This is a genomic window from Paraflavitalea sp. CAU 1676, assembly GCF_029223285.1.
Classification (GTDB): Bacteria; Bacteroidota; Bacteroidia; order Chitinophagales; family Chitinophagaceae; genus Paraflavitalea.
Genome location: NZ_JARHUJ010000002.1, coordinates 937,791 through 959,111, shown reverse-complemented (window position 1 = coordinate 959,111; position 21,321 = coordinate 937,791). Strand labels below are relative to the sequence as shown.

At 50.7% G+C, this 21,321-nt stretch carries 19 protein-coding genes; 7 read left to right on the top strand and 12 right to left on the bottom strand.

Annotation, left to right across the window (positions count from 1 at the left end):
• The 8 genes from P2H89_RS08470 to P2H89_RS08435 are packed head-to-tail and all read right to left on the bottom strand — an operon-like array spanning position 1 to position 9,101.
• Entirely contained in the window at positions 1–1,059 is a 1,059-nt protein-coding gene (locus tag P2H89_RS08470) for a glycosyltransferase (protein WP_275826209.1), read from the bottom strand.
• A gap of 10 nt (positions 1,060–1,069) precedes the next feature.
• Positions 1,070–1,966 (bottom strand): glycosyltransferase family 2 protein, encoded by an 897-nt coding sequence (locus tag P2H89_RS08465; protein ID WP_275826208.1) that lies wholly within the window; start codon positions 1,964–1,966, stop codon positions 1,070–1,072.
• Positions 1,967–1,999: 33 nt separating this feature from the next.
• Positions 2,000–2,908, bottom strand: a complete 909-nt coding sequence (locus P2H89_RS08460; RefSeq protein WP_275826207.1) for a glycosyltransferase — start codon at positions 2,906–2,908, stop codon at positions 2,000–2,002.
• On the bottom strand, positions 2,905–4,239 hold the full coding sequence (locus P2H89_RS08455) for a hypothetical protein (protein ID WP_275826206.1): 1,335 nt from the start codon (positions 4,237–4,239) through the stop codon (positions 2,905–2,907). The genes P2H89_RS08460 and P2H89_RS08455 overlap by 4 nt, the downstream gene beginning before the upstream one ends.
• Before the next feature lie 18 nt (positions 4,240–4,257).
• Positions 4,258–5,433 (bottom strand): glycosyltransferase family 4 protein, encoded by a 1,176-nt coding sequence (locus tag P2H89_RS08450; protein WP_275826204.1) that lies wholly within the window; start codon positions 5,431–5,433, stop codon positions 4,258–4,260.
• Positions 5,430–5,987, bottom strand: a complete 558-nt coding sequence (locus P2H89_RS08445) for a UpxY family transcription antiterminator (RefSeq protein WP_275826203.1) — start codon at positions 5,985–5,987, stop codon at positions 5,430–5,432. Before P2H89_RS08445 ends, P2H89_RS08450 begins: the two co-directional genes overlap by 4 nt.
• A gap of 20 nt (positions 5,988–6,007) precedes the next feature.
• A complete protein-coding gene (locus P2H89_RS08440; RefSeq protein ID WP_275826202.1) occupies positions 6,008–8,305 on the bottom strand; it encodes a polysaccharide biosynthesis tyrosine autokinase in 2,298 nt (765 codons plus the stop codon).
• Between the two features lie 7 nt (positions 8,306–8,312).
• The gene (locus P2H89_RS08435) at positions 8,313–9,101 is read right to left on the bottom strand and encodes a polysaccharide biosynthesis/export family protein (RefSeq protein WP_275826201.1); all 789 of its coding nucleotides are present in this window, start codon (positions 9,099–9,101) and stop codon (positions 8,313–8,315) included.
• An 820-nt stretch (positions 9,102–9,921) separates the two neighbouring features.
• Between P2H89_RS08435 and P2H89_RS08430 the strand changes: the two genes are divergently transcribed.
• Positions 9,922–11,034, top strand: coding sequence for a hypothetical protein (locus tag P2H89_RS08430; protein WP_275826199.1), 1,113 nt, complete (start codon positions 9,922–9,924; stop codon positions 11,032–11,034).
• Between the two features lie 71 nt (positions 11,035–11,105).
• On the opposite strand, the gene P2H89_RS08425 is transcribed toward P2H89_RS08430, so the two are convergent.
• Positions 11,106–11,342, bottom strand: a complete 237-nt coding sequence (locus tag P2H89_RS08425; RefSeq protein ID WP_275826198.1) for a hypothetical protein — start codon at positions 11,340–11,342, stop codon at positions 11,106–11,108.
• 75 nt (positions 11,343–11,417) lie between these two features.
• On the opposite strand from P2H89_RS08425, the gene P2H89_RS08420 reads away from it, so the two are divergent.
• Positions 11,418–12,386 (top strand): glycoside hydrolase family 43 protein, encoded by a 969-nt coding sequence (locus tag P2H89_RS08420; RefSeq protein WP_275826197.1) that lies wholly within the window; start codon positions 11,418–11,420, stop codon positions 12,384–12,386.
• A 17-nt stretch (positions 12,387–12,403) separates the two neighbouring features.
• Here the strand turns inward: P2H89_RS08420 and P2H89_RS08415 are convergent, their stop codons facing one another.
• A complete protein-coding gene (locus P2H89_RS08415) occupies positions 12,404–13,342 on the bottom strand; it encodes a DsbA family protein (RefSeq protein WP_275826196.1) in 939 nt (312 codons plus the stop codon).
• Between the two features lie 88 nt (positions 13,343–13,430).
• Here P2H89_RS08415 and P2H89_RS08410 point away from each other — a divergent pair, with 88 nt between their 5' ends.
• A complete protein-coding gene (locus tag P2H89_RS08410) occupies positions 13,431–13,727 on the top strand; it encodes a helix-turn-helix domain-containing protein (RefSeq protein WP_275826194.1) in 297 nt (98 codons plus the stop codon).
• A gap of 9 nt (positions 13,728–13,736) precedes the next feature.
• Here P2H89_RS08410 and P2H89_RS08405 read toward each other — a convergent pair whose 3' ends face one another.
• Positions 13,737–14,225, bottom strand: a complete 489-nt coding sequence (locus P2H89_RS08405; RefSeq protein ID WP_275826192.1) for a hypothetical protein — start codon at positions 14,223–14,225, stop codon at positions 13,737–13,739.
• A 220-nt stretch (positions 14,226–14,445) separates the two neighbouring features.
• Here P2H89_RS08405 and P2H89_RS08400 point away from each other — a divergent pair, with 220 nt between their 5' ends.
• Positions 14,446–14,961 carry an ATP-binding protein gene (locus P2H89_RS08400; protein WP_275826190.1) on the top strand — a complete coding sequence of 172 codons (516 nt, stop codon included), beginning with the start codon at positions 14,446–14,448 and terminating at the stop codon, positions 14,959–14,961.
• An 11-nt stretch (positions 14,962–14,972) separates the two neighbouring features.
• Here the strand turns inward: P2H89_RS08400 and P2H89_RS08395 are convergent, their stop codons facing one another.
• Positions 14,973–16,172: a hypothetical protein gene (locus P2H89_RS08395; protein WP_275826188.1), complete on the bottom strand. Its 1,200-nt coding sequence runs from the start codon at positions 16,170–16,172 to the stop codon at positions 14,973–14,975.
• Positions 16,173–16,487: 315 nt separating this feature from the next.
• On the opposite strand from P2H89_RS08395, the gene P2H89_RS08390 reads away from it, so the two are divergent.
• Genes P2H89_RS08390 through P2H89_RS08380 form a run of 3 tightly spaced genes read left to right on the top strand, consistent with a single transcriptional unit; the run spans position 16,488 to position 21,309 of the window.
• Positions 16,488–17,624, top strand: a complete 1,137-nt coding sequence (locus tag P2H89_RS08390; protein ID WP_275826186.1) for a hypothetical protein — start codon at positions 16,488–16,490, stop codon at positions 17,622–17,624.
• A 17-nt stretch (positions 17,625–17,641) separates the two neighbouring features.
• The gene (locus P2H89_RS08385) at positions 17,642–20,158 is read left to right on the top strand and encodes an ATP-binding protein (RefSeq protein WP_275826184.1); all 2,517 of its coding nucleotides are present in this window, start codon (positions 17,642–17,644) and stop codon (positions 20,156–20,158) included.
• Positions 20,159–20,175: 17 nt separating this feature from the next.
• The gene (locus tag P2H89_RS08380; RefSeq protein ID WP_275826182.1) at positions 20,176–21,309 is read left to right on the top strand and encodes a trypsin-like peptidase domain-containing protein; all 1,134 of its coding nucleotides are present in this window, start codon (positions 20,176–20,178) and stop codon (positions 21,307–21,309) included.
• Positions 21,310–21,321 lie beyond the last annotated feature (12 nt).

The following is a 21,321-nucleotide window of genomic DNA, read 5'->3' as shown; positions in this document are numbered from 1 at the left end:
TTAAAGATCCATGGCATAATGTCTTAGGTACTCTTTGGCGGTGTTGCGGATCGAATATTGCCGGCCAGCCAGTGTGCGGGAAGTTTCGCATTTAGATTGCACATCGTTTTCGCGTATATGGTCGATCAGGTTACGGATCGAGGCCGACAGTGCAGCCACATCGCCGGGTTCGAACAAATAACAGCCAGGCATATCCTGCAGTATCTCCCGCGGGCCGGCGTGGTTGGAAGCGATGACGGGAAGCCCGGCTGCGATGCCCTCGAGAATGGTGAGTCCGAATCCTTCCGAGCGCGAAGGCTGCACCAGCAGGTCGTAAGACCCAAGGTGCTGGTAGATCCAGTGGCGCGATCGCTCGCCGGGAAAATGGACATGCCCTTCCAGAGATAATGTATGAACCATTGCTTCGAGATAGTCTTGCGAGGGGCCCGTGCCGATAAATTCCACCGTCGTATGCTGGTAGCGTTTGTCTGCTACAACCTGTTGAAGCGCCTGCAACAACAGGTCCTGCCCTTTTATTAAATGCACCAGTCTTCCCACCTGTACGATCCTTACCGTTCTGTTCCGGTCTATCGTGTAATCCTGTTTTTGGGTCACCTGAATAAAATGGATACCGTTGGGTACCACCGGGGCTACGATGCCACACCGCTGCCGGATATCCTGGGCAACGGCGCCCGAAATGGAATATACCTGCTTGTACTTTTTCAAATGCGCGGTGGCTATGCCGAGGCAGTGGGCCGTCAGTACGGCCTTTTGCCGGAAGCCCGGTAATAACCGGATGAGCGCGTGGTGATGGCAGTGGATCACTGTGGGCTGTATCCGTAACAGCAGCGCCCATAGCCTGATCAGGAAAAGGATCGACCGCTTGTTGCCTTCCTGCCTGTTGAGGGTATGAACGCGCACTTCCCGGTCGATCCTGTTCAACAGGTTTTCCTGGTACCTGTTGTTTATGATGATGATGGTTACGCTGGCGAATTGAGCCTGTTCATTGGCGATGTCTATCAGCAGGTTTTCCGATCCCCCGGACGTCAGCGAAAAATTCAGGTGTACGATCTTTTTCAAGGCTGCAGGGTTATTTGAAGGCCGCATAACGGAGTATCGATTTTCGCACCCAGGTGGCGGGTAGCAGTGTGAGCAACCTGCCCGCCAGGCGTACAGGCAGCTTCCCGGCATTGCTGATGAGCCTTCTGCATTCGGCTTTCCGGTTGCAGGCTACCCCCAGTAAAACAGTTTTCAGCAAAGGGTAGCGCAGCGAGCGCTGGTAGTAACGTTGCAGATCATCATGGTACAGGGTATAATACAGTTGCCTCGATTCAAACTGGGCCTGGATGGCGCGGGGGTTGTTGAGCCGCGCGCTCACCGTTAAACTATCGGGGCGGGCGGTTTCCCGTTCGGCCACCACCACCGGCTTCAGCAATTGCGGCGCTGTTTCTTTTTTGATGCGGAGCCAATTAAGGTATTCAAACATCCTGAACTGTTCGAAGAAGCGGTATTTCTTCATGACGGCAGTGTCTACAACGTGGATGAAATCGCCGCTGATGGTTTCGCAGATCCAGTCCTGGTAGCTAACGGACCTCATGGCGTTGCTGTTGCTGAAGGCCTTCCAGCGGTCGGCCTGCAGAAAGAGAAAAAAACGGCAGTGCGGGTTGGCCTGAAGGGTTACCATGATCTCGAGCAAACCGCCCGGCAACAATTGTTCATCGCTGTCGAGGAACAGGATATACGGGGTGGAAGCCTGTTCAATGCCCCGGTTCCTGGAATAATTGACGCCTGCATTCTTTTCGTTGCGGATCACCTGGAGGATTGCATGGTCCCGTTGCATCGTAGCCAGCAGCTGGGGAGTAGCGTCGGTAGAAGCATCATCTACAACGATCACCTTCAACCCTGCATAACTTTGCGGAAGGATGCTTTCCAGGCACCGTTTCAATTCCAGGGCCCTGTTGTAGGTGGGGATTACGATGGTGATCATGTCCATGAACAGTTTAACCCGGCCAGGGGCGCCTTACTGCGTGAGGCGGTGATGTACGGCATTTGCACTCCTTTTTACAAACCACCAGGTATAGGCAAAAGGCATACGCAGCAGGGAAAGCATCTCCGGCAATTTCAGTCTGCGCAACCCCGGTATGATGGCAGTGATATCGATCCATTGGCCGAAATTCCGGATGCTGTTGATCCGGTAGGTGGAAATGAATGGCAGCACATGGATCAGCAACCGGTCGTATTGGCGGTAACGCAGTTCCACAGCTGTCCGTTCCTTTTGCTGCAATTTCCGGTTGCTGCTGAGCTTGTGGCCAACATACTCGAGGTAATATCCCAGCAGCGCATCCGCTTTGACCAGTGGATAGCCCGACGCCACCCGCAACTGGAATTCGTAGTCGCTTACCAACCGGAACTGTTCATCGAAATAACCTACGGTATCATGCAGGTCTTTTCGCCACATGGGAAAACAACCGATTATATGCCTTTTTAGTGCTTCTTTGCGGCTTTGTGCATAAGGTTGGTATTGGTACAGTTTGTCGGGAAAAATGCCATACCGCCGCGTACCAAAGAAGTCACCATAACACATCACACCATCGCTGTTGTCCAATGCATCCCGTTGAGCGGCCAGCGAGTCGGGAGTCCTGATATCATCTACATTCCAGATGGCGAGATATTTTCCCCTGGCCACCTGGATAGCCCTGTTCCAGGAGGTATACAATCCTTCGCGGGGCACCCGGAGGTGTACCAGGTGAATAGGCTTATCGACGCAGTTGTCAAGGATGGCCAGTTCTTCGGTGGTGGGGTCGTTGTGTACCAGGATCACTTCACATTCTGCCAGGTTGGTGATCCTGGATACATGAAAAAGGTATTGTTCCAGGAATTCGCTGCAGCGGTATAAAGAAGTGATGATCGAGATTTTAATGGAGTTCATATACTTTTCTTAGCGGTAGGTTCCTGGGTAAGCTGGTAATAGTAAGCGGCAAACAACATCAGCAGGCAGGTCGTATAAGGCATCGAGATCGTACTTCCGTACAGCGAGGTGATCAACAGACTCACGATGTACAGGATGCCCACCTGTAGCACGGCATCACCTCTCCAGGGCCAGAACCTGTACAGCAGAAAAAGATGCAGGCAGCAAAAGAGCAGCGTACCGGGTAGCCCCAATTGTAATAGCAGAGAGGCCCAGGCAATGTCGATATTGGCGATCTGTGAAATATTACCGTCGTCGTCCGGGATGCCGATATAGAACTGTAGTGGTTTTGCTTTTTTGGAATCGTCTGTCATCAGCCCGATGCCAAATGTAGCCCTGGTTTCACTGGCCATGATATATTGGAAGCGTTCAGCGAGTATCAGGTGCCTGAACCGGGTGGTGCTCAGGTCGCTGAGCGCTACCTGGTTGAACCTTACGTCTTCTGTATTGAGCGAGAGCGTGGAGATATTTTCAACGCCTTTCGAAAGCCGCTTGTCCATGATTGCATCGGCGCCCAGGAAGATTCCGATGCCCAGCAGCCCGTAGATCAGCGAATGTTGAAGCTTCATTCTGTTTTGTAGAAAGAGGTGTAGAAAATAACAGAGGGCAATCGCCAGGAGCAGGTTGCGGTGCTGGGTGAGCACGATGGCCAGCAGGTTGATGCACAATAACAATCTGCTAAAGGGTATAGAGAAAACATGTCTGGAATAGAACAGGAAAAAGACCACCGGGTAAACGAACACAGGTACGTTGTAGAACCTCGTGGCGCCAAGTGCCGCTGTTTCCGGCAGGTCGGAAGTGATCCTGTTCAACAAACCGGTGTGCAATAAAGGCTGCAGGCAATAGACCAGCGATGCCAGCGATGTTGCGTACACGATCCCCCGGAAGATCTTCCGGAACTCAGGCAATTCCAGCAACACGAACAGGAAGAGCACGATAAAGATGATGAAGTTCCTGAACACCCGCACCGTTACCCCGATCTCTATATCCCGGATAAAAATACTGTAACAAAATAATACGACCAGCAATAGACCAAAGACCAAATAAGGCCTGAAATGCCGCCACACGGGCGACTGCAGGAAGTATCGTGGCTGAAAGAAAAAGGCGATGGCCGTAAACACCAGCACCCAGTCGTAGGCTTTTGAAACGCCCGCTTTGGGCAGTACGATCCAGTTTACCGGGATCATTTGAAACCCGGCGGTTGCCAGGAAGAAGAGCAACCATATCGAAAGATACCGCCTGGGACCGGCAAAAAAGTAAAGGGCGAGCACCAGGCAAAGTAGTCCGATCATTAGTGTTGTTTATGGATATCAGGCAACAGAAAGTGGAGACGAAGGGTGTTTGCTGACCAGTTGGCGCAAAGCTGTCGCTACCTTCCTCCCCGTTACCTCCCAATTCAGGGTGCGTTTATGATGATAGAAGGCGTCCAGGCAAAAATATTCGTAGATGGCCTGGTTTCGGCAAAGCCAATGGATCTTCTCTACCGCTGCTTCCACAAAATTCTCCCTGGCCACACAAAAACCGGTCACACCATCCAATACCACCGAAGCACAACCGCCCACATTGGTCGTTATGACGGGCAGTCCATAAGAGGCGGCCTCAGAAAAAACAACCGGCGTATAATCTGCCTGGGTCGGCAGGATGAAGAAGTCGGCCCGGGTAAACAGCTCCTGTAGTAAGGCGATCCCCTGCTCGTTGTTTTTCGACACGAAGGGATAGTGGGTAACGAAGTCTGGCAGCACCACCCCGGCCGGTACCGCACAACCCACGATGGTGAGCCGGGCAGCGATGCCCTGGTTGTTGAGCCTGCGTACCACTTCGATCGCGATCCCTGCTCCTTTCCGGTGCCAGTCTATCCCCATCAGCAGGAAAGACTTTGTCTTTCTTTCGCGCCTGGCCGTGAGTGTCCTTTCGATACTTCCTTCGGAGATATACACCGGGAGGTTGGGCCCAAAATAGAGGGGCATAATCTTGCCCGGATCGGCGGCATACACGGAGATCGCATTCTGGGTGGCCCATTCGGAGGTGTAAAAGATCAGGGAGGCTTTTTGGATGGCCATCCGTTCTGCCTGGTGACCCTGTACCATGCTGTAGCGGGCAAGTGCTGTAGGTCCGCCCAATTGCCGGACCATGCAATCGTAGGTGGCATCCGTGAAGAATGCAATGGGTTTGGTGGTCTGCAGATAGCTCACGGGCAGCGAGCCGGGCGAAAAGATCAGGTCATAGTCCAGCCCGCGCAACTGATCGCTGATCCGCGCAGCCACCCGTTTCAGGTGGCGGGGTTCCCGTTCGAGCTGCCGGATGCGGCGACGGAAAGTTTTCGTCCATCGCCGTTTGATCCGCTGCAGCAACGGAAATTTTACCGAACAGTCGATCCTGATCAGCTCGATACCCTGCTGTTCAAGACTATGCGCTATGTAATACCCCAGGCCCGACCAGTTCCTCACATCCCCCGAGTCGTAGTGGGTAATATAGGCCACCTTCATTCACCCGCGAATTGAAATAAGGGAGCGTAGCGCCTGTCTTCGTATTGTTCGCGCAGGGGTACTTTCTCGATATGCGACTTATGCACCTGGGCGCTCAGCGAATAGCCCAGGGAAGGGAGCATCACTTTTACATAATTGTACTGAACCTCTACCACCTTTCCCTCCTGCGCCAGCAGCGGTCCCTGGATGATCTTCACCTCATCGTTCACATTCACCTCGATCTTCTCGAGGCTAACGGTGGTGTGATCGAGCAGGAACTTTTGCAAGGTTTCAATTTCCGAGTTCTTGATGATAGCGGGTTTACCAAGCCAGTGTACGAAATTGAGGATCCCATCCGTTTCCTTGATGCCGACATACTCCGGTTCACTGGCATGCACAAAGACGTAAGAAGTGATCAAAGGCTCCAGGACGACCTTTTTCCGGTCGGCCCATTTCCGCACCACCCGGTTCAGCGGACAATAATTCTCGACGTGTTTGTTGCTGAGCAATTTGATCACTTTCTTCTCCCAACGCGGCCGGGTGTACACCGCCAGCCAATGCTTCTCATAATTCATGATGGATAGTATTTAAAGGGTCACTTAGATGCGGTACGGTAACTGTATCCATAACCATAGCCATAACCAAAATGGTGCTTCCCGAAACCACGGGAATGGATATCATTGAACACGATGGCCACGTCTTTCAGGTGGCTATTTTGATCCAATCTGGCGAGGAATAATTTCTGGGTATACTTGTGGCGCACGACATACAAGGTCAGGTCACAGCCCGGCGACAAAATATAGGCATCGGTAATCGAATTGACCGGGGCGGCATCGATGATAACACAGTCGAACAGATCGCCCAGGTAATCAAGCAGTCGCTGGATGCGGCCATTCTCCAGCAATTCCGAAAAGCTGTTCTCCGAGAGTTCGCCGGCAGGGATCACGAAGAGGTTGTCGAACAGAGCCGACTGGCGGATGATCTTCTCCGGCCCTACCGTACCCTGCAGGTAATCGGCCAGTCCCGGACTATGGGGTATATCGAGCTTGTTGCTGATATTGGGATGGTTGATGTCCAGTTCCATCAATACGATCTTTTTGTCGGTAAGCGCAAAGCTGAGGGCGAGGTTCAATGCCACGAAGCTTTTGCCTTCTGAAGGGATCGAGGAGGTGACCAGTATCTTTTTGCGGGGATTGTATTTATTGTTCACCGAAATGGCCACCCGCAGCTGCCGGAACTGTTCGGCAATGAAAGTACGTTCGTTCTTACCTACCACGATCGGCTTTTTGGACCGGTTGTGCACGATCTCACCGATGACAGGATATACGGTAGCCGTTTCAATCTCCTGCCTGAAGAGGACCTTACCGGTGAAGGTTTCCTTCATGGTCACAGCGCCAATGCCGAGTATGAAGGGGATCACGAAGGCAAACAGGTAAACCTTTTTACGTTTGGGAGCCACCGGGTAGTCGGAGGCTTCTGCCTTATCTACCACCGTAATATTCGGAATGGAGGCGGCGTACGAGAGGGCAAGGTCTTCTCTTTTCTGCAGCAGAAAAGTATAGATACCGCTTACGATATTCCGTTTCCGGTTGATGTCGATCAGTTTCTTTTCTTTTTCGGGGATCGTGCGTATGGCAGAGGAATACGTTTGGTTGGTGGATTGCACGTTAGTTCTGGTGGCGGCCAGCGTTTTCCGGTGACTTTCTATATTCTCCAGGATGCCCGGCCTTATCTTGGCGATCTGGTTGGTGAGAGAGGTTAGGGAGGGTGAATTGGCCCCTTCCGTATTCTTCAGTTTTTCATACTCCAGCTCTGCGTTATATAAGAGGTTCAACAGGTTCGAGAGGATGGGATCGTTGATGCCCACCGTGGAGGGCACAATGCTGGCCCGGTTGTTTTTAGCCAGTACATAGGCTTCTATCTGGTCCAGCACAGCCAGCTGCATGTTGATCTCGCCGATCTTCTGGTCATTATCGCTTACATTCTTTAAAAACAAACCTCCCTGTGTGCCAATATCGATAGACCCGGTATTCGTTTTGTAGTTTTCGATCTGCGATTCAACGCTGCTGAGGTCCTGCTCCACATGCTTCAGCCGGTCTTCCACGAAGGCCAGGGTGTTGCGGGCCATCACGTTCTTATCCTGCAGGGCTGCTTCGTTGTAAGCCGTCATCAATCCGTTCAATACATCTTCGGCCCTTTGGGCCACTTCATCTTCGAGGGTCAATTGTAAAATGGTGGATACTTTGCTGGTGGGTAACACCTCCAGGTTTTCTTTGAAGAACCAGCCAATATTCGTGGGATGTACCAGGGTGAAATAATAATCAGTACCGGGCGTGCCGTCGTATTTTTCGTTGGTGAGGAAGCGGACGGTGTCGTTTTGCAGCGCCACCCATTGCCCAAGCGGATACCGGGTTTCCCCGATATTGACCGTCTTCCTGCCTTTGTCGTAGGTAAAGGCGATCTTATCCGTTTCGGTCAATGCTTCGGGCTCTTTCACCTCTATGCGGATGGGGGAAGTGGTATAAGCGGAAGCATCCCTGAATTGCCCCTCCGTATAAACAGGGGCATAGAGGCCCAGCTGCAATACTACGTTTTGCAGCAGCGATTTGGAACCCAGGACCTCGCTTTCATTCTCGATCAGCTTTTTCGAGTTGGCGATCTTCAGGAACTCGATCTCTTTAGAATCTTCGGCCCCCTTCGATTCGTCTTTGATCAGCACCCTGGCGGTGGCGGCATAGATAGGTGTAGCATAGTGCAGGTAGAGCCAGGCGCCGCCAACGGCCAGCAGAAAAAGTACCAGGAACCAGGGCCAGTACACAACGTACCTGAGCCACAGTTGGTAGAAGTCCAACCCGTTCTTATTACTAAGACCATTGTCAGAGTTTACTTGCATTCCCATATTAGTTTCTTGTAAGGATGTCTAATGCGATAATGGTAAAAGACAGGGCACTGAAAATAACGGGTAGCAGCAAATTGCTCTTACTGGCGCTCGTTACCCGTGCATTGTTGGGCTCTATATACAAAACGTCGCCGGCTTTAAGGTAATAATAGGGTGAGCTGAACAACTCCGTGGAGTTCAAATTGATCCGTACCGTTAACTTCTTTCCTTTTTCCTCCCGGATGAGTAGTACGTTGTCCCGCCGGCCGTATATCGTAAGGTCGCCGGCCATACCAATCGCTTCGAGTAAGGAAATTTTGGCATTGGGAACGGAGATCACATTGGGGCGGGCCACTTCACCGAGTACGGTCACTTTGAAGTTCAGGTTGCGTACGGTAACGCTTGGTTCCAGCAGCAGTTGTTTTTCCAGCAACAACCGGGTGAGTACATCTTCCAGTTCGCCGGTGGTAAGGTCCAAAACTTTCACTTTTCCCAATACCGGGAACTTGATATGGCCATCCGGCCCCACCATGTAACCGCCGGCCTGCTGCGCCCCGCCGCCATAGGTAGGTGCAATAAAGGAAGCAGTGCCCGATGTATTGGGCATATTGAACGCATTGGCCGCCTGGCTACTTAAACTGGTGACGGTGATACTGAGCACATCGTTGATCTCAATCAACTGCCTGGGTGCCTGTATTGTAGATATCATTTCGGCGTTACCCTGATTCAGGAAGTAAGCAGTCTTTTTCGTGTTGGAACAGGAGATGGCAAGCAGAACGACAGGCAACAAAATTAGTAGCGTTATCTTCATGATAGTTGTTTAAGTGGCTTATTGACAGCAACGAAATATGCACGAGGGTTCCGTTCCTGCGAATAAGGATCGCCAGGTAAAGGCTGCGCCGATCTCAGTTACAGGCTGTACAGAGTCAAGAAAAAAACAGCAAATTGAATTAAATCATAAGGCCCCCAATCGGACTTCGCCTTAACATGCAGGCATCGAAGAATTATTCTGTCAATGGATATTGAATACCGCAGTGGAAATTAGATTTTTCCGGCGCGGGTAAGGGGGTGTAATTACGAAAGAATAGAATTACGTTCAGCAGGGAAAGATCAATTGACTATATAAAAGCCAATTACAATATCTAAAGTATACATTCTAACCTAAGAAAAGAATGCCCAATTTTGCCCACTGGGCTTGTTTGAGCAGGTAATCATGCAATGATTGATCTCCGTCAAGCAGTTTTGTTTACCTGTACAAGTGAAACCTGGACAAGTTGTAATCAATACAATTTAATTCACGTTTGTTGAACGCTATTCAGGAATAGCATCCTATTTGAATAAATACTATTTTCAATGTATAGCTTTTAATTATATATTCGCATAGACAAATCACCGGTTCGGCCCCAATTCTTCCTCTACTATGTCCTTTTGAAATTCCAGCTTGCACTAATATCCTGTGGGGAACATGAATCGTTTCCCCTTTGAAATCAATTCCTCAAATCTTACATACTGGGAAATGTTCGAAATTAATTAATGAACAAAGCCGGGGGCAATTAGCTTTTTCGTTTATGGATTCAGAACATATCAGTCAGCTGAAACTGCAAGTTGAGAAAACTTTGGGGCGGAGGATTTTGTCCTCGTCAGACTGTCACTATCTGCACAATGACATCGCCAGCCAGATGCAGTTAACGATCAGCTTCAATACACTAAGACGCTTCTTTAACCTCATGGACGCGAAACATGAGCAATCCATCTATACGTTGAACACACTGTCGATGTATTGCGGTTTTGCTTCGTATGATGATTTTGTCACTTCGCTGAAGCATCAGCCGGCGGAAGGGAATGAGCTTAACCATAACAATAGCGACCTGTTGAACTACCTCGTTATGCTGTTCCGGAAAACGGAAGTGTCGGGGCCCAATGATTATACGTACAACCACCTGGTGCGGGAAACCATACTCTTTCTCGAACATCATCCACAGTTGATCGATCAGTTCCAGCGTGAGATAGCCCGTACCAAGAATGGACAGGAGTTTTATTTCGAACAATTCATCAATGTCGATAACCTGAACTCCTTTTACGGCGACGGGCTGCGTTATTACCTGCATGTAAAACGAACCATCCATTCGCAATTGTTTGGCAACTACCTGCTTTGCTTCCGGTATTGGCTTACGATGGACAATAAGAACCTCGACAGGCATTACCGGATCGTGATGCAGCAGGTGGTCGATAAAAAAGCGCAGCCATCCTGGGCGGGCTTTTATTATGCTTCCCAACTGTATCATGCCAGCGTGTCGGGAGAAGAAACGGAAAGTATATTGATCAAAGCCCGGCAATTCTATACCACCATACCTACCGCAAAAGAGCATCTGCTTTCGGTGGTCGTATTTCAATTTGTGATGTCGCAGGCGCTGGTGCTGATCGGTCAGTATGAGGAGTCATTGTTCTATGTGGGTGAATTGCTGAAGTATAAGAAGAAATACGTGACCTCCTGGCCCGATACCTCTTTTCTGGAGGCTATCTACCTGTTCAAGGCAATATCCATGGCCCACCTGGGCGAAAAAACAGTAGCCCGGGAACTGCTGGAGATCATCAATCCCACCAATTTCCATTTTTTATCGAAGCAGTATATGACCATCCTGCACCTCACCCTCAAATTGTTGCTGAAGAAAAACGCTTCCGATCAAAAGCAACTGCAGCACCTGGTACAAACGACTGGATTCGTGCGTTTGTTGGGCGAGTAGCTGGTTGTCCTGTAAAAATGCCAATGCCCCTTACGGGGCAATGGGAGATGTATGCGGTTGTGTAATGTATGTTATGCTGAAGGCTGACTGAACGACCACCCTCCTATCACCAGTTCCTGTACGGCATCGTTTCGTTTGGCGCCATCCAGTTTGGTGAAGATGCCTTTATCGCGCGCCAGGCGATTTTCGATCAGATGCGTACCTAAAAAGCCCATGAGCAGGCCTGCGAAGATGCTGATGAAGCCCAGTGGCCCCCAGATCATGAAAGATAAGATGACGATAACCGCCCCGGCGCCCCAGCCCCACATGGCCGATTTTGCACGGGCTTGTTCGTGAAGGGTACGACGCCCCCGTTGTAGGATATTTTTCTATATTTATCAGCTATGACCTACTTGAAAACGGTAATCCGGGCGATCCTGGTAATCACCGGCCTACATTCGTGTCAGCCCGGAATGGCACAGCAACCATCCATATTCCTGGCCGACCCAACGATCTTTAAAGACAAGGACAACTTTTATTTATATGGCACGGGCAGCAACCGGGGATTCCTGGTGTATGAATCGGCCAACGGGAAGACATGGAAGCAACCGGCAGACAGCGCCCGGCACCTGGCTTTGAAACGCGGCGATGCATTTGGCACCGGCGGTTTCTGGGCGCCCCAGGTTTTTCACTATCGGGGCAGTTATTATATGGCCTATACGGCGAATGAACAGATTGCAATCGCCAAAGGAGCAAGTCCGGCCGGCCCCTTCACGCAGGATTCGCTGAAGGCGCTCAGCGGTACCGGCAAGCAGATCGATCCGTTTGTCTTCTTCGACAACAACGGCAAAGTGTATCTCTATCATGTTAAGCTGCAGAGCGGTAACCGGATCTTTGTGACGGAAATGAAACCCGATCTGTCAGACGTGATCCCCGGCACGGAGCAGGAATGCATAGCCAGTACCGAAGCATGGGAGAACACCGCGAAGTCCGAATGGCCGGTGGCAGAAGGCCCAACCGTGCTGAAGTATAAGAATACCTATTACCTCATTTATTCCGCCAATGATTTCCGGAACAAGGATTATGCGGTAGGATATGCCACGTCCAACTCCCCTACCGGTCCCTGGAAAAAGTATGCCGGCAACCCGATCATCAGCCGTCAAACCGTGGGGCACAACGGATCGGGCCATGGAGATGTATTTGCCGGTCAAAAAGGACAGCTGTATTACGTCGTGCACACCCATCATTCCGATGAGCGCGTGTCGCCACGGGCCACGGCTGTTGTACCATTGAAGTTCAAAGCCGTAAAAGGTGGCGAAGCGGTGCTGGAAGCAGATGGGGCTGCCTTCGAATGGTTGCAGGCCGAACGATAAGCGCCATCGGCCAGGCATCAGTGGGTACAGGCATCGCCTGAGCCCTTCAGTTGCCACAATACGCCATTTTTCGTCGTCAGCTTATGCAGGATGCCAGCTTCATGCAACGTGTTCAAATGCTTGTCCCAATCGCTTCTTGGGATGCCCGAAAGTTCGGTGAATTCGCGGGTGGTGAGGCTTGGGTATTGGGCAAACAGGTGCTGCCAATCGTTTTGGTAGGGGTATGGCTGGGCCAATGGTTGCAATTTCCGGATGGCGCTCACATAATCTGCGAATGTTCTGCTGCCATATACTTTCTCCTGCCGGCCCACACTATCCACAAAGAACATGGTCGGGAAACCTCTTACCCCCAATTGCCTGGCCAGTTCCAGGTCGCCGGCAAACAATGTCCTGGCATAACCTGCATAATCAGTTTTCAGTTGGCTGGAATCCAGTCCCGCCTGCGCTGCCGCCTGTGCGATGTATTCCCATTTGTTGATGTTCTTCTTTTGCAGAAAAACCATTTCACGCAGTGCGCGGAGAAATAGAATGGCCTTGTCGCGGTGCTGCCATTGCGCAGCCTTGAAGGCAATGGAGGGCGGGTAAGACGAAGACAGTGGATCCTCGAGCCATACATCGCCGTCAATAGGCATGTCGTAATGCACGCTCACTTCATCCCAGTGATGCGCTACGTCGGATGGTTTGTTGATGCCGCTGCTATTGTAGCTCCAATCGGGCAGCAGACCACCCATCCGGTAGTCGAATTCCAGGAGGTGACCGTAGGCCAGTTTCAGCTTTCGTAGTGGCGGCTCGATGCCCCAGCAGGAAGAACAGATGGGGTCGGTAAAATAAATGACCCTGATGGGTTTCGGGCCGGCTGCTATAGACTGGCCTTGTGTGTTGTCGTGTGTGGAAGGCAGTTCGCAGAGACCGCTTTCTACGTCGCACAAAAGAGGATTGCCTGATTCGTTTTTCATGTGGTTTAAAGGTTAATTTTGCTGCACAAAATTGCCAAAGCGGCTGCTGCCAAACAATTAGTCAGAAAAACATGACTACCTTAAAATCATGATGGAGAGTGCGAACAGTTGTCCCGCAGAGGGATTGTTGAAGATGCTTTCGGGTAAATGGAAGCCACAAATATTCCGGATAGCCGTGGAGGGGCCGGTTCGTTTCAATGGCCTGTTGCGGCAGTTGGAAGGCGCCAGCAAACAATCTGTAGCTGTGGCTTTGAAGGAGCTGGAAGAAAACGGATTGCTGGAGAAAGTAGTGATTAAATTGAAACCGCTTCATATTGAATACAACCTTTCTCAAAAAGGTCAATCGCTGATCCCGGTATTCCGTCAACTGGAAAGCCTTCAGTGAGTAACCCCGTTACTTCTTTTTATTCATGAGCTGCAGTTGCCCATAGGTGGGTATCTGTTGCATGATCTGGGCTCGCAGCATAGTGAGCAGGTACACTTCGGCCTGGTAAAATTCAAAGGCAATGGTGGGGTTGATGGCCGATTTGAATTTCTTGTAATAAGCTTGCAGCCGGTTTTCCTGTTGTATCCGGTTCGAAAAATAGAGGTTGGCCAGGGAATCTGCTATTTGCGGCGTCATATTGCGGTAAGCCATGGCGGTGCCTTCATACAGCCTCACCCGATCGGCAGCCGTTTTCTTGTTTTCCTGTTGGTATTCTTCGTAGATCTTCCAGAATAATACCGAGTCGTTTCCGGATACATTTACCAATTGGGCCACCGCTTCTTTCTTTTGTACCCCCAGCAGGTTGATCATGGCGTCTAGTTCTGCATCAGAGGCCTGGCCAAAGGCCTGAGCCGTACCGGTAATCAATATGATGTAGAGGATTGCTTTGGATAACATGGGCGTAGTTTGTTGGTCCTGTAAACGACACGGCCGCCATAGTTTTTCCGCCATGTTGCCCGCGAAGCTGTTCCGTTACACCGTTAAATGAATGGACCATTCCCATTTGGCACAACGCCTGCCTCCGCTCACCCGCCCGGTGAGAATGTATGCAAGGGATTGGAAATAAGTGATCACTGGTATTTGCGGCATCCGCTCCCTGGTGCATCTTTGCAGCCATATGAAAATCGCTGTAACAGGCGCCCATCGGGTTGGCAAAACAACCCTGGCCGAAAAACTGTCGGGCGTTCTTGAACATTATGTCTATTACCAGGAACCTTATTACGATTTGGAAGAGCGAGGGTATGTATTTGCGGAAACGCCTACTATCGACGACTTTCTGACCCAGCTGGAGCGGTCGCAGAAACTGTTGGCAACAAAAGATAAGGATGTTGTCTTCGACAGATGTCCCCTCGACCTGCTTGCTTATATCGGGGCATTGAACGGCGGTGATCAGGTGCGTAATCTGTACGACCGGGTTCAGCATTCGCTGGCTGTGATCGATCTGCTGGTTTGGGTACCTATCGAAACGCCCGACCTTATTGGTTGTCCCAACAATGAGTTTCCCGCCCTTCGGCAGGACGTTAACGCCATCCTGGAAGAATGGCTGGACGATATTGACGTACCGAAGATTACCGTGAAAGGCTCCTTGCCGGAACGGGAGAAGCAAGTCCTCAGCAAAATGAAGCTGCTGTAAAATTATCACGGTTACCGGTAGAGCCAGCCTTTGGCGTTGGGGATAGACGGGTCGCAGGTGCCGGAGCCTGGATTGCCGCCGTACTCCAGGTATTTTTTGCTGCCGGTGTTTTTGTTTAAGGAAGTGAACAGCGCGTTGAGCGATTCGGTATTGAATTGATTGTTGCTGCAATTGAGTTCTCTAAGTACTGTATTTTTCGAGAGGTCGAGCGTAGTCAGTTTGTTCTTATTGAAGTTGAGCGTATACAGGTTGCGGCAAACGGAAACGTCCAGCGCGGTAAGCGCATTTTCATCACAAGAGAGTTCATGAAGGGAAGCATTCTGCGAAACATCCAATTGGCTCAGCTGATTCTTTGAGCAAAAAAGTCGCTGTAAGTTTGATAGACCCGTAAGATCGATGTTTTTGATTTGGTTGTCGTGGAATGCAAGCGTAGCGATCCCTTTGTTGGCCAAGAGGTCTAAGAAAGTTAATTGATTGTTGCCGCAACTCAACCCGCCAAGTTCTTTGTTGCTGGATACGTCCAGTTTGGTGAGCCGGCAAGAGTCGACATACAATTCGTACAATTTTGGATTGGCTGCCAGGTTCAAAGAAGTGATGGGATTGCTGTAGCATTTAAGAGACTTGAGGGCTGGATTTTGTGATACGTCGATCGAGGTAAGTTTGTTGCCCCAGCAATAGAGTTCCATCAGCCTTTTATTTTGGGAAACGTCTATGTTTGAAATATTGCACCTGGCTACAAGGAGTCTTTCCAATTGTGGGTTATGCGAAACATCCAGCTGATTGATCGCGTTTTCACTACAGTTTAACCAATACAGATAGCTGTTTTTGGAAATATCAAAGTGGGTGATCTCATTCATGTTGCAATGAAGCTCCTGCAAGGCAGGATTTTCGCTAACGTCCAGTGCGGTCAGTAAACGGGCCCAGCACATAAAGAAAGTCAAATCCACGCCGGTAATGGTAACCTGGTGAGACTTATTGTCATTGTAAAGATGTCTTACATCGCCGTTTTCGGGCACCCCCACGTTCTCCACCTGCCCATCTCCCCAGTCAACAACGATGTTTTTCCCTTTGATGGTGAAATCGACCCCGGGGGCAGCCCGCTGTGTAAAGGTTATTTTGCCTGTTGTATTTGGCGGCGGCCCTACGCGCTCGTCCTTTTCTTTATTACAACCCGACAAAAAGATGGTCAGGAATAGAAATGCTAAAAGCATTCGGTTTGTTGGTCCTTGCATGGAGATGGCTTAAGGGGTAAGTATGCACCTGTTAACGCAGTAAGCGCTTAGGCATTGTGGAGATCAGCGTGTGACCAGCAATTTTTTATTAGTACTCATATAACGAGGCGCTAAATAGGTAACTGTTTGACTAACTGTGGTCTGAATAGGAGGCATAAAATCGATCAACGACGGCAGGCCTCCTTTTGTAGGGTGTTTTAACGGTATCAACACTTGTCCAAATTGTTTAAATTGTAAGCAGTTTCAGCGTTTCTGACAGGAAAGGCTGCTATTTATTACCCTTAACGTAATACTATGAGCCTGCTGACCATCAACGAGCGGGATTTACTCCGGCAAGAAGTTGCCCTTTTCATGATCGGCAACCCGGCCAAACTAACCACAGTAATACCCAGCCAGCATTTTATCCGCATCAAATCGGATGCAGTTCCCGAAGAATATGCCCAGAACGTACTTACCTACTGCGAAATGTCTGCCTGGGTAGAAGAGCCCGCACTCATCATCCAGCTGTTGAAGAAATTTGCCCTCTTCCCGCCCATCCAGGCGGCCATACTTCGACTGCAGAGCGGTCAGCCACCCCGGTTCCATATTCCACCAAAGATCTGGGACACCATCCTGCTGGCCCTGGACCTACCCTTTATGAACCGCGAAAAGACACGCGAGGCCATGGAATACTTCACCTATCCCCTGCTGGCCGGCGCCAAGCCTGCCGGCGTACGCGCTTTGGTCGTAAAAGGTCCCGAAAAGTCAGGCAAAACATTCACCTACGATTATATCCGGTACGTTACCTCCTTTCTCGGCAATGCCAATTTCAAGACCATCTGGGTCGACCTGAAAAAGCAGGCGATCAGCCGTTTTGGTCCCAAACACCTGGCCATTTCGCTGTTGGAACAGATCAATCCAAACTGGCAGGCCGACCAGGTGCATATTCCCGAGCTGGATGCCCAACAACCCGCGCGCTGGATCATCGAGCTTTGCTCGATGCTCGCAGAACAGATCGTCAATACCGGCGTAAAACACATCATCGTGCTGGATGGCCTGGATGATCGTAAAAAGACCACCCAGCCGGAAGAGTTTCAACCACTGCCGCGCGAAACCATCGATATGATCCTCCAACTGGTGGCGATAGCAACGGGGGCCGAAAAACCGGAGATCAGTGAAGATCAGCTGCGCGTGGTGTTGCTGGGATTTGAACAGCCCGTCGTGAATCACAAAAACCGCGTACGCTTCGACAATATAGAGTCACTTACCCAAAATGATATCAGGAAGTATTTTGTCAACTATGCCGGTTTTCATCAAAAGGAAATAGATGAAGAAGGGCTCACCGATATGGTGGACACCGTATTTGAGGAGGATGATCCCAACGATCCCGATCGCACCAGAAAGCTGGCACAAAAAGCATTGGAGGTGGCCAAGGCTATTATTCAAATTTAACGGCAAAAAAAGATCCCATGGAAGGGGCCAATGAACGTATATCGAAGGAACTGGTAAAGCAAAAGCTGCAGGCGTTGAAAGATACGCCCAAGCCAGCTCCGCCCGTAAAAGTGATGGAGGAACGGCCACAGCGCAACGCTTTTGTCGATGCAGCGGCCGTACTCGCTTATTTCGACCTGGATAAATTCAATCCCCTGCCGCAGGAACAGGTTATGGATGACAAGGAAAAAATGGGCATGGTGAACTGCCTGATAGGCTGCAGTCTGTACCTGACCGACATCGTTGTTGCCGCGGTGGCCGCTAATAAAGAAACCAAACCCGGCGATACCGTTTTCCTCAGTCTGCGCGACGATGCGCGCATAGCCACCCTGCAGGCGCTGGTACAGGAAGGAAAGATCGATGCAGCACTGCAGGCCAACCCCACCATTGCTTTCGATGAGCAGAATGTACTGCAAAAGATGCTCACCCGCTGCCTGCAGAAAAAAACGCCCGACATCCACCTCCTCAACCTCGAAGAATTGAATGCGTTGATCCAGGTAACCGCCTGGCTTAAAAATATTCCGGGATACGAATTCCTGCCTCCGGCCGAGACGCTGCATGCGCGCATAGAAATACGGGAAATGCTTACACCCCTCAGGCACCTGACAGGTGTGTACGAAGAAGGTATCTTCCGGTCAACATTCAGGGGCAGGCATGCCGAGACGACCGCATTGCGCACCTATGTAGGCGTGGCGCCTCCCAAAAGCCTGTTGGAATCCGTTTCAAGGGGTATCGGCAACCTGGCCGATTCCATTTTTTCCAACAGCAAAGACCCTATGTTGATCTTTGGAGTAGGTGGAATTGGTAAGTCGACCTTGCTCGCGCATTTCATCCTGGAGCATTATGAGGCGCACACCCAGGACAAGTTTCCCTTTGTATACCTGGATTTCGACCGCCCCCAGCTCAATGCATTGGAACCCGATACGCTATTAATAGAAGCCGGGCGGCAACTCGGCATTCAATATCGTGACCAGCCCGAGCTCTCCGCCGCCTTCCAGTCTTTTTTTGAATACTGGAACCAGGTGTATGGCTCCCTCATCGACAACAGCAGTTCTACCAGCTTTATCCTTCGCTCGCTGGAATCCGGACAACAAAAAGAGGCCGACCGGGCAGGGATACAGGAAGAATTTCTTGGCCTGGTGAGCCGCCTGGCCACCGATGGCAACAAGCCCTTCCTGGTGGTGTTGGATACCTTCGAAGAAGTGCAGTACAAGGGCGAAGATTATGTCGCCAGTTTGTATGATTTTATGACCCTGCTGCGGCGGCAATATGCGCGCTTACGGGTAGTGATCGCAGGCCGGGCTCCCATCACGCACCTCAAAACAACACCGCTGGAGCTGGGTGACCTCGATCGGGAGGCTGCAGCTGGCTACCTCGAGCGCTGCGGTATTACGGATGCCGCCATTGCCAAAAACATTGCTGCTATGATCGGGGGCAATCCCCTAACACTTAAACTGGCGGCAGAGCTGGTAAAGGGCTTTGGAGAAAAGGAACTGAAAACGCTTCGGATCACTAAAAAGAAATACGGGATACTTAATGAACGCCTGCCCGAACAGGAAATACAAGGCATGCTTTATCAACGCATATTGCGGCATTTGGGAAACGCAGAACTCAAAAAACTGGCCAACCCGGGTATGGTGCTGAGAAGGATCACGCCGGAGATCATACTGGAAGTATTGGCAGGGCCCTGCCAGCTCGCCATCGGGGGTATAGAAGATGCCCGCAAGCTTTTTGATCAAATGAAAAAGGAGTTGTCCCTGATCATACCGGTGAACGCCAACGAACTCAGGCATCGACCAGATGTGCGCCGGGTAATGCTGAAGCTGGTGCGGAAATCGGAAGAGGGGAAGATTGCGGAGGAGATCGACCACCGCGCTGTTGAATTTTATAAGGACAAGGAAGGGGTCGTGAACCGGGCAGAGGAGATCTATCACCGGTTGGTATTGGGTGAGTCGCCCCGCTCGGTAGAGGCACGCTGGTTAGATGGGGTACAAAAATATCTATTGACCGGTCTGGAAGAATTGCCAGACAAAGCGCAGGCTTTTATTCTTGGGAAAGCAGGTATTGAATCTGCGAAGAAAGACGTATGGGAATCGGCCGATGCCGAAGACCAGATCAGGCATATTGCCAGGCAGGCGGCCAACCTGTTGAACTCCGGGCGGGCAGAGCAGGCATTGAACCTGGTAGAACCGTCGATGCCGGGTAAAGGCAACGCAATATTGGGGATGTTGAAAGTGCGTGCCCTTTCTCAACTGGAGCGCTATGAAGAAGCCAAAGAGTACGCAAAGGAAATGCTGACATCCTACTATGCCGCCGAATTTTCGACGGAGGTGATTAATGAACTGCAGCAGGTGTTGCAACACGAGGCGAAGCCTAAACAAGCTTCCCCAAAACGAGGCACTGGTGGAGGCGGCGATCTTAAAAAACCATTGAATGTAGATGACCTGAAGTACCGGTATAAGGATGATAACGACATGCAATCATTTACTGTTTAATTCAACCTCCACGGCCTATGGCATTTCTGACGAGTGCGGAACGCGATATATTAGCGGACGCTATCTTAACAACCATCGGCTACCCCCAGTCGATCCGCAAGATCTTTCTTTCGGATGTCAATAAACTGTTTAAGGGATTGTTATGGGCCGATCCTTCCGAACAAGTACAACTTGATCTCGACCTCGACCGGTTGAACAATACGGTGGCTTTGTCGGATGGTTCTGTACCGTTCTATAGCTGGTTGTATTATGCATCGAGGTACACCCGGTCATTTCCGGCGGAGTTTGAGATCGTCCAGAAAGCGATGGCAAAAGTGGAGGCACAATCCGGTAAAACAGCGCCAATCGTTCATCCACAGGCTCCGGCCCAACCGATGATCGATAAGATCGTGAAAGAAAGGATCGTGCACCAGGATGATATGGTATCCTACGCCTGGCTGCAGGCGGGCGTCAAAGCCGGCGAAGGGGTTGCCCGGATGCAGGTGCCGCGGTACGACAATGGCGTGCCGGCCAAGCGGGGCGACGGCTCTCCCATCGTGTATGCTGGTACCGGTTGGTTGCTGACAAAAGAACTCATCATTACCAATTACCACGTAATAGAAGCCAGGAATGAAAATGAACCGGATGCATTGCCAGCCGATTTTATGTTACAGGGCAAGGCGACCATTGTGGAGTTCGACTACAATGCAGACAATGTGATGGGCGTTGCCGTAGCCGCACTGGAGGTAGTAGCTTCAGATGCCGCGCTCGATTATGCCATACTTCGGTTGAAGAATCCGGTGAACCGTTTTGCCCCGGCGCGTTTTCCGCACGCTATCCTGGTGAATGTTACCAATCCCCAATCGGTCAATATCATCCAGCATCCGTTTGGGCACGCCAAGAAGGTGGCCATCCGCAACAATCATATTTATGAAAGTACAGCGCCTGTTGTGCGTTATTTCACCGATACGGAGAAAGGTTCATCGGGCTCACCGGTGTTCAACGACAACTGGCAGGTAATCGCCCTCCATCGCGCCAGTCAACTGGTAGAGGGTGTTCAATACCAGGGAAAGTCAGTTGGCTGGATAAATGAAGGAACCACCCTCATCGACCTATTCAATCACCTGCAGCAACATTTCGCGGCCATCAGTAATGAGATCGACAACAATTGATGGTTCACGGCA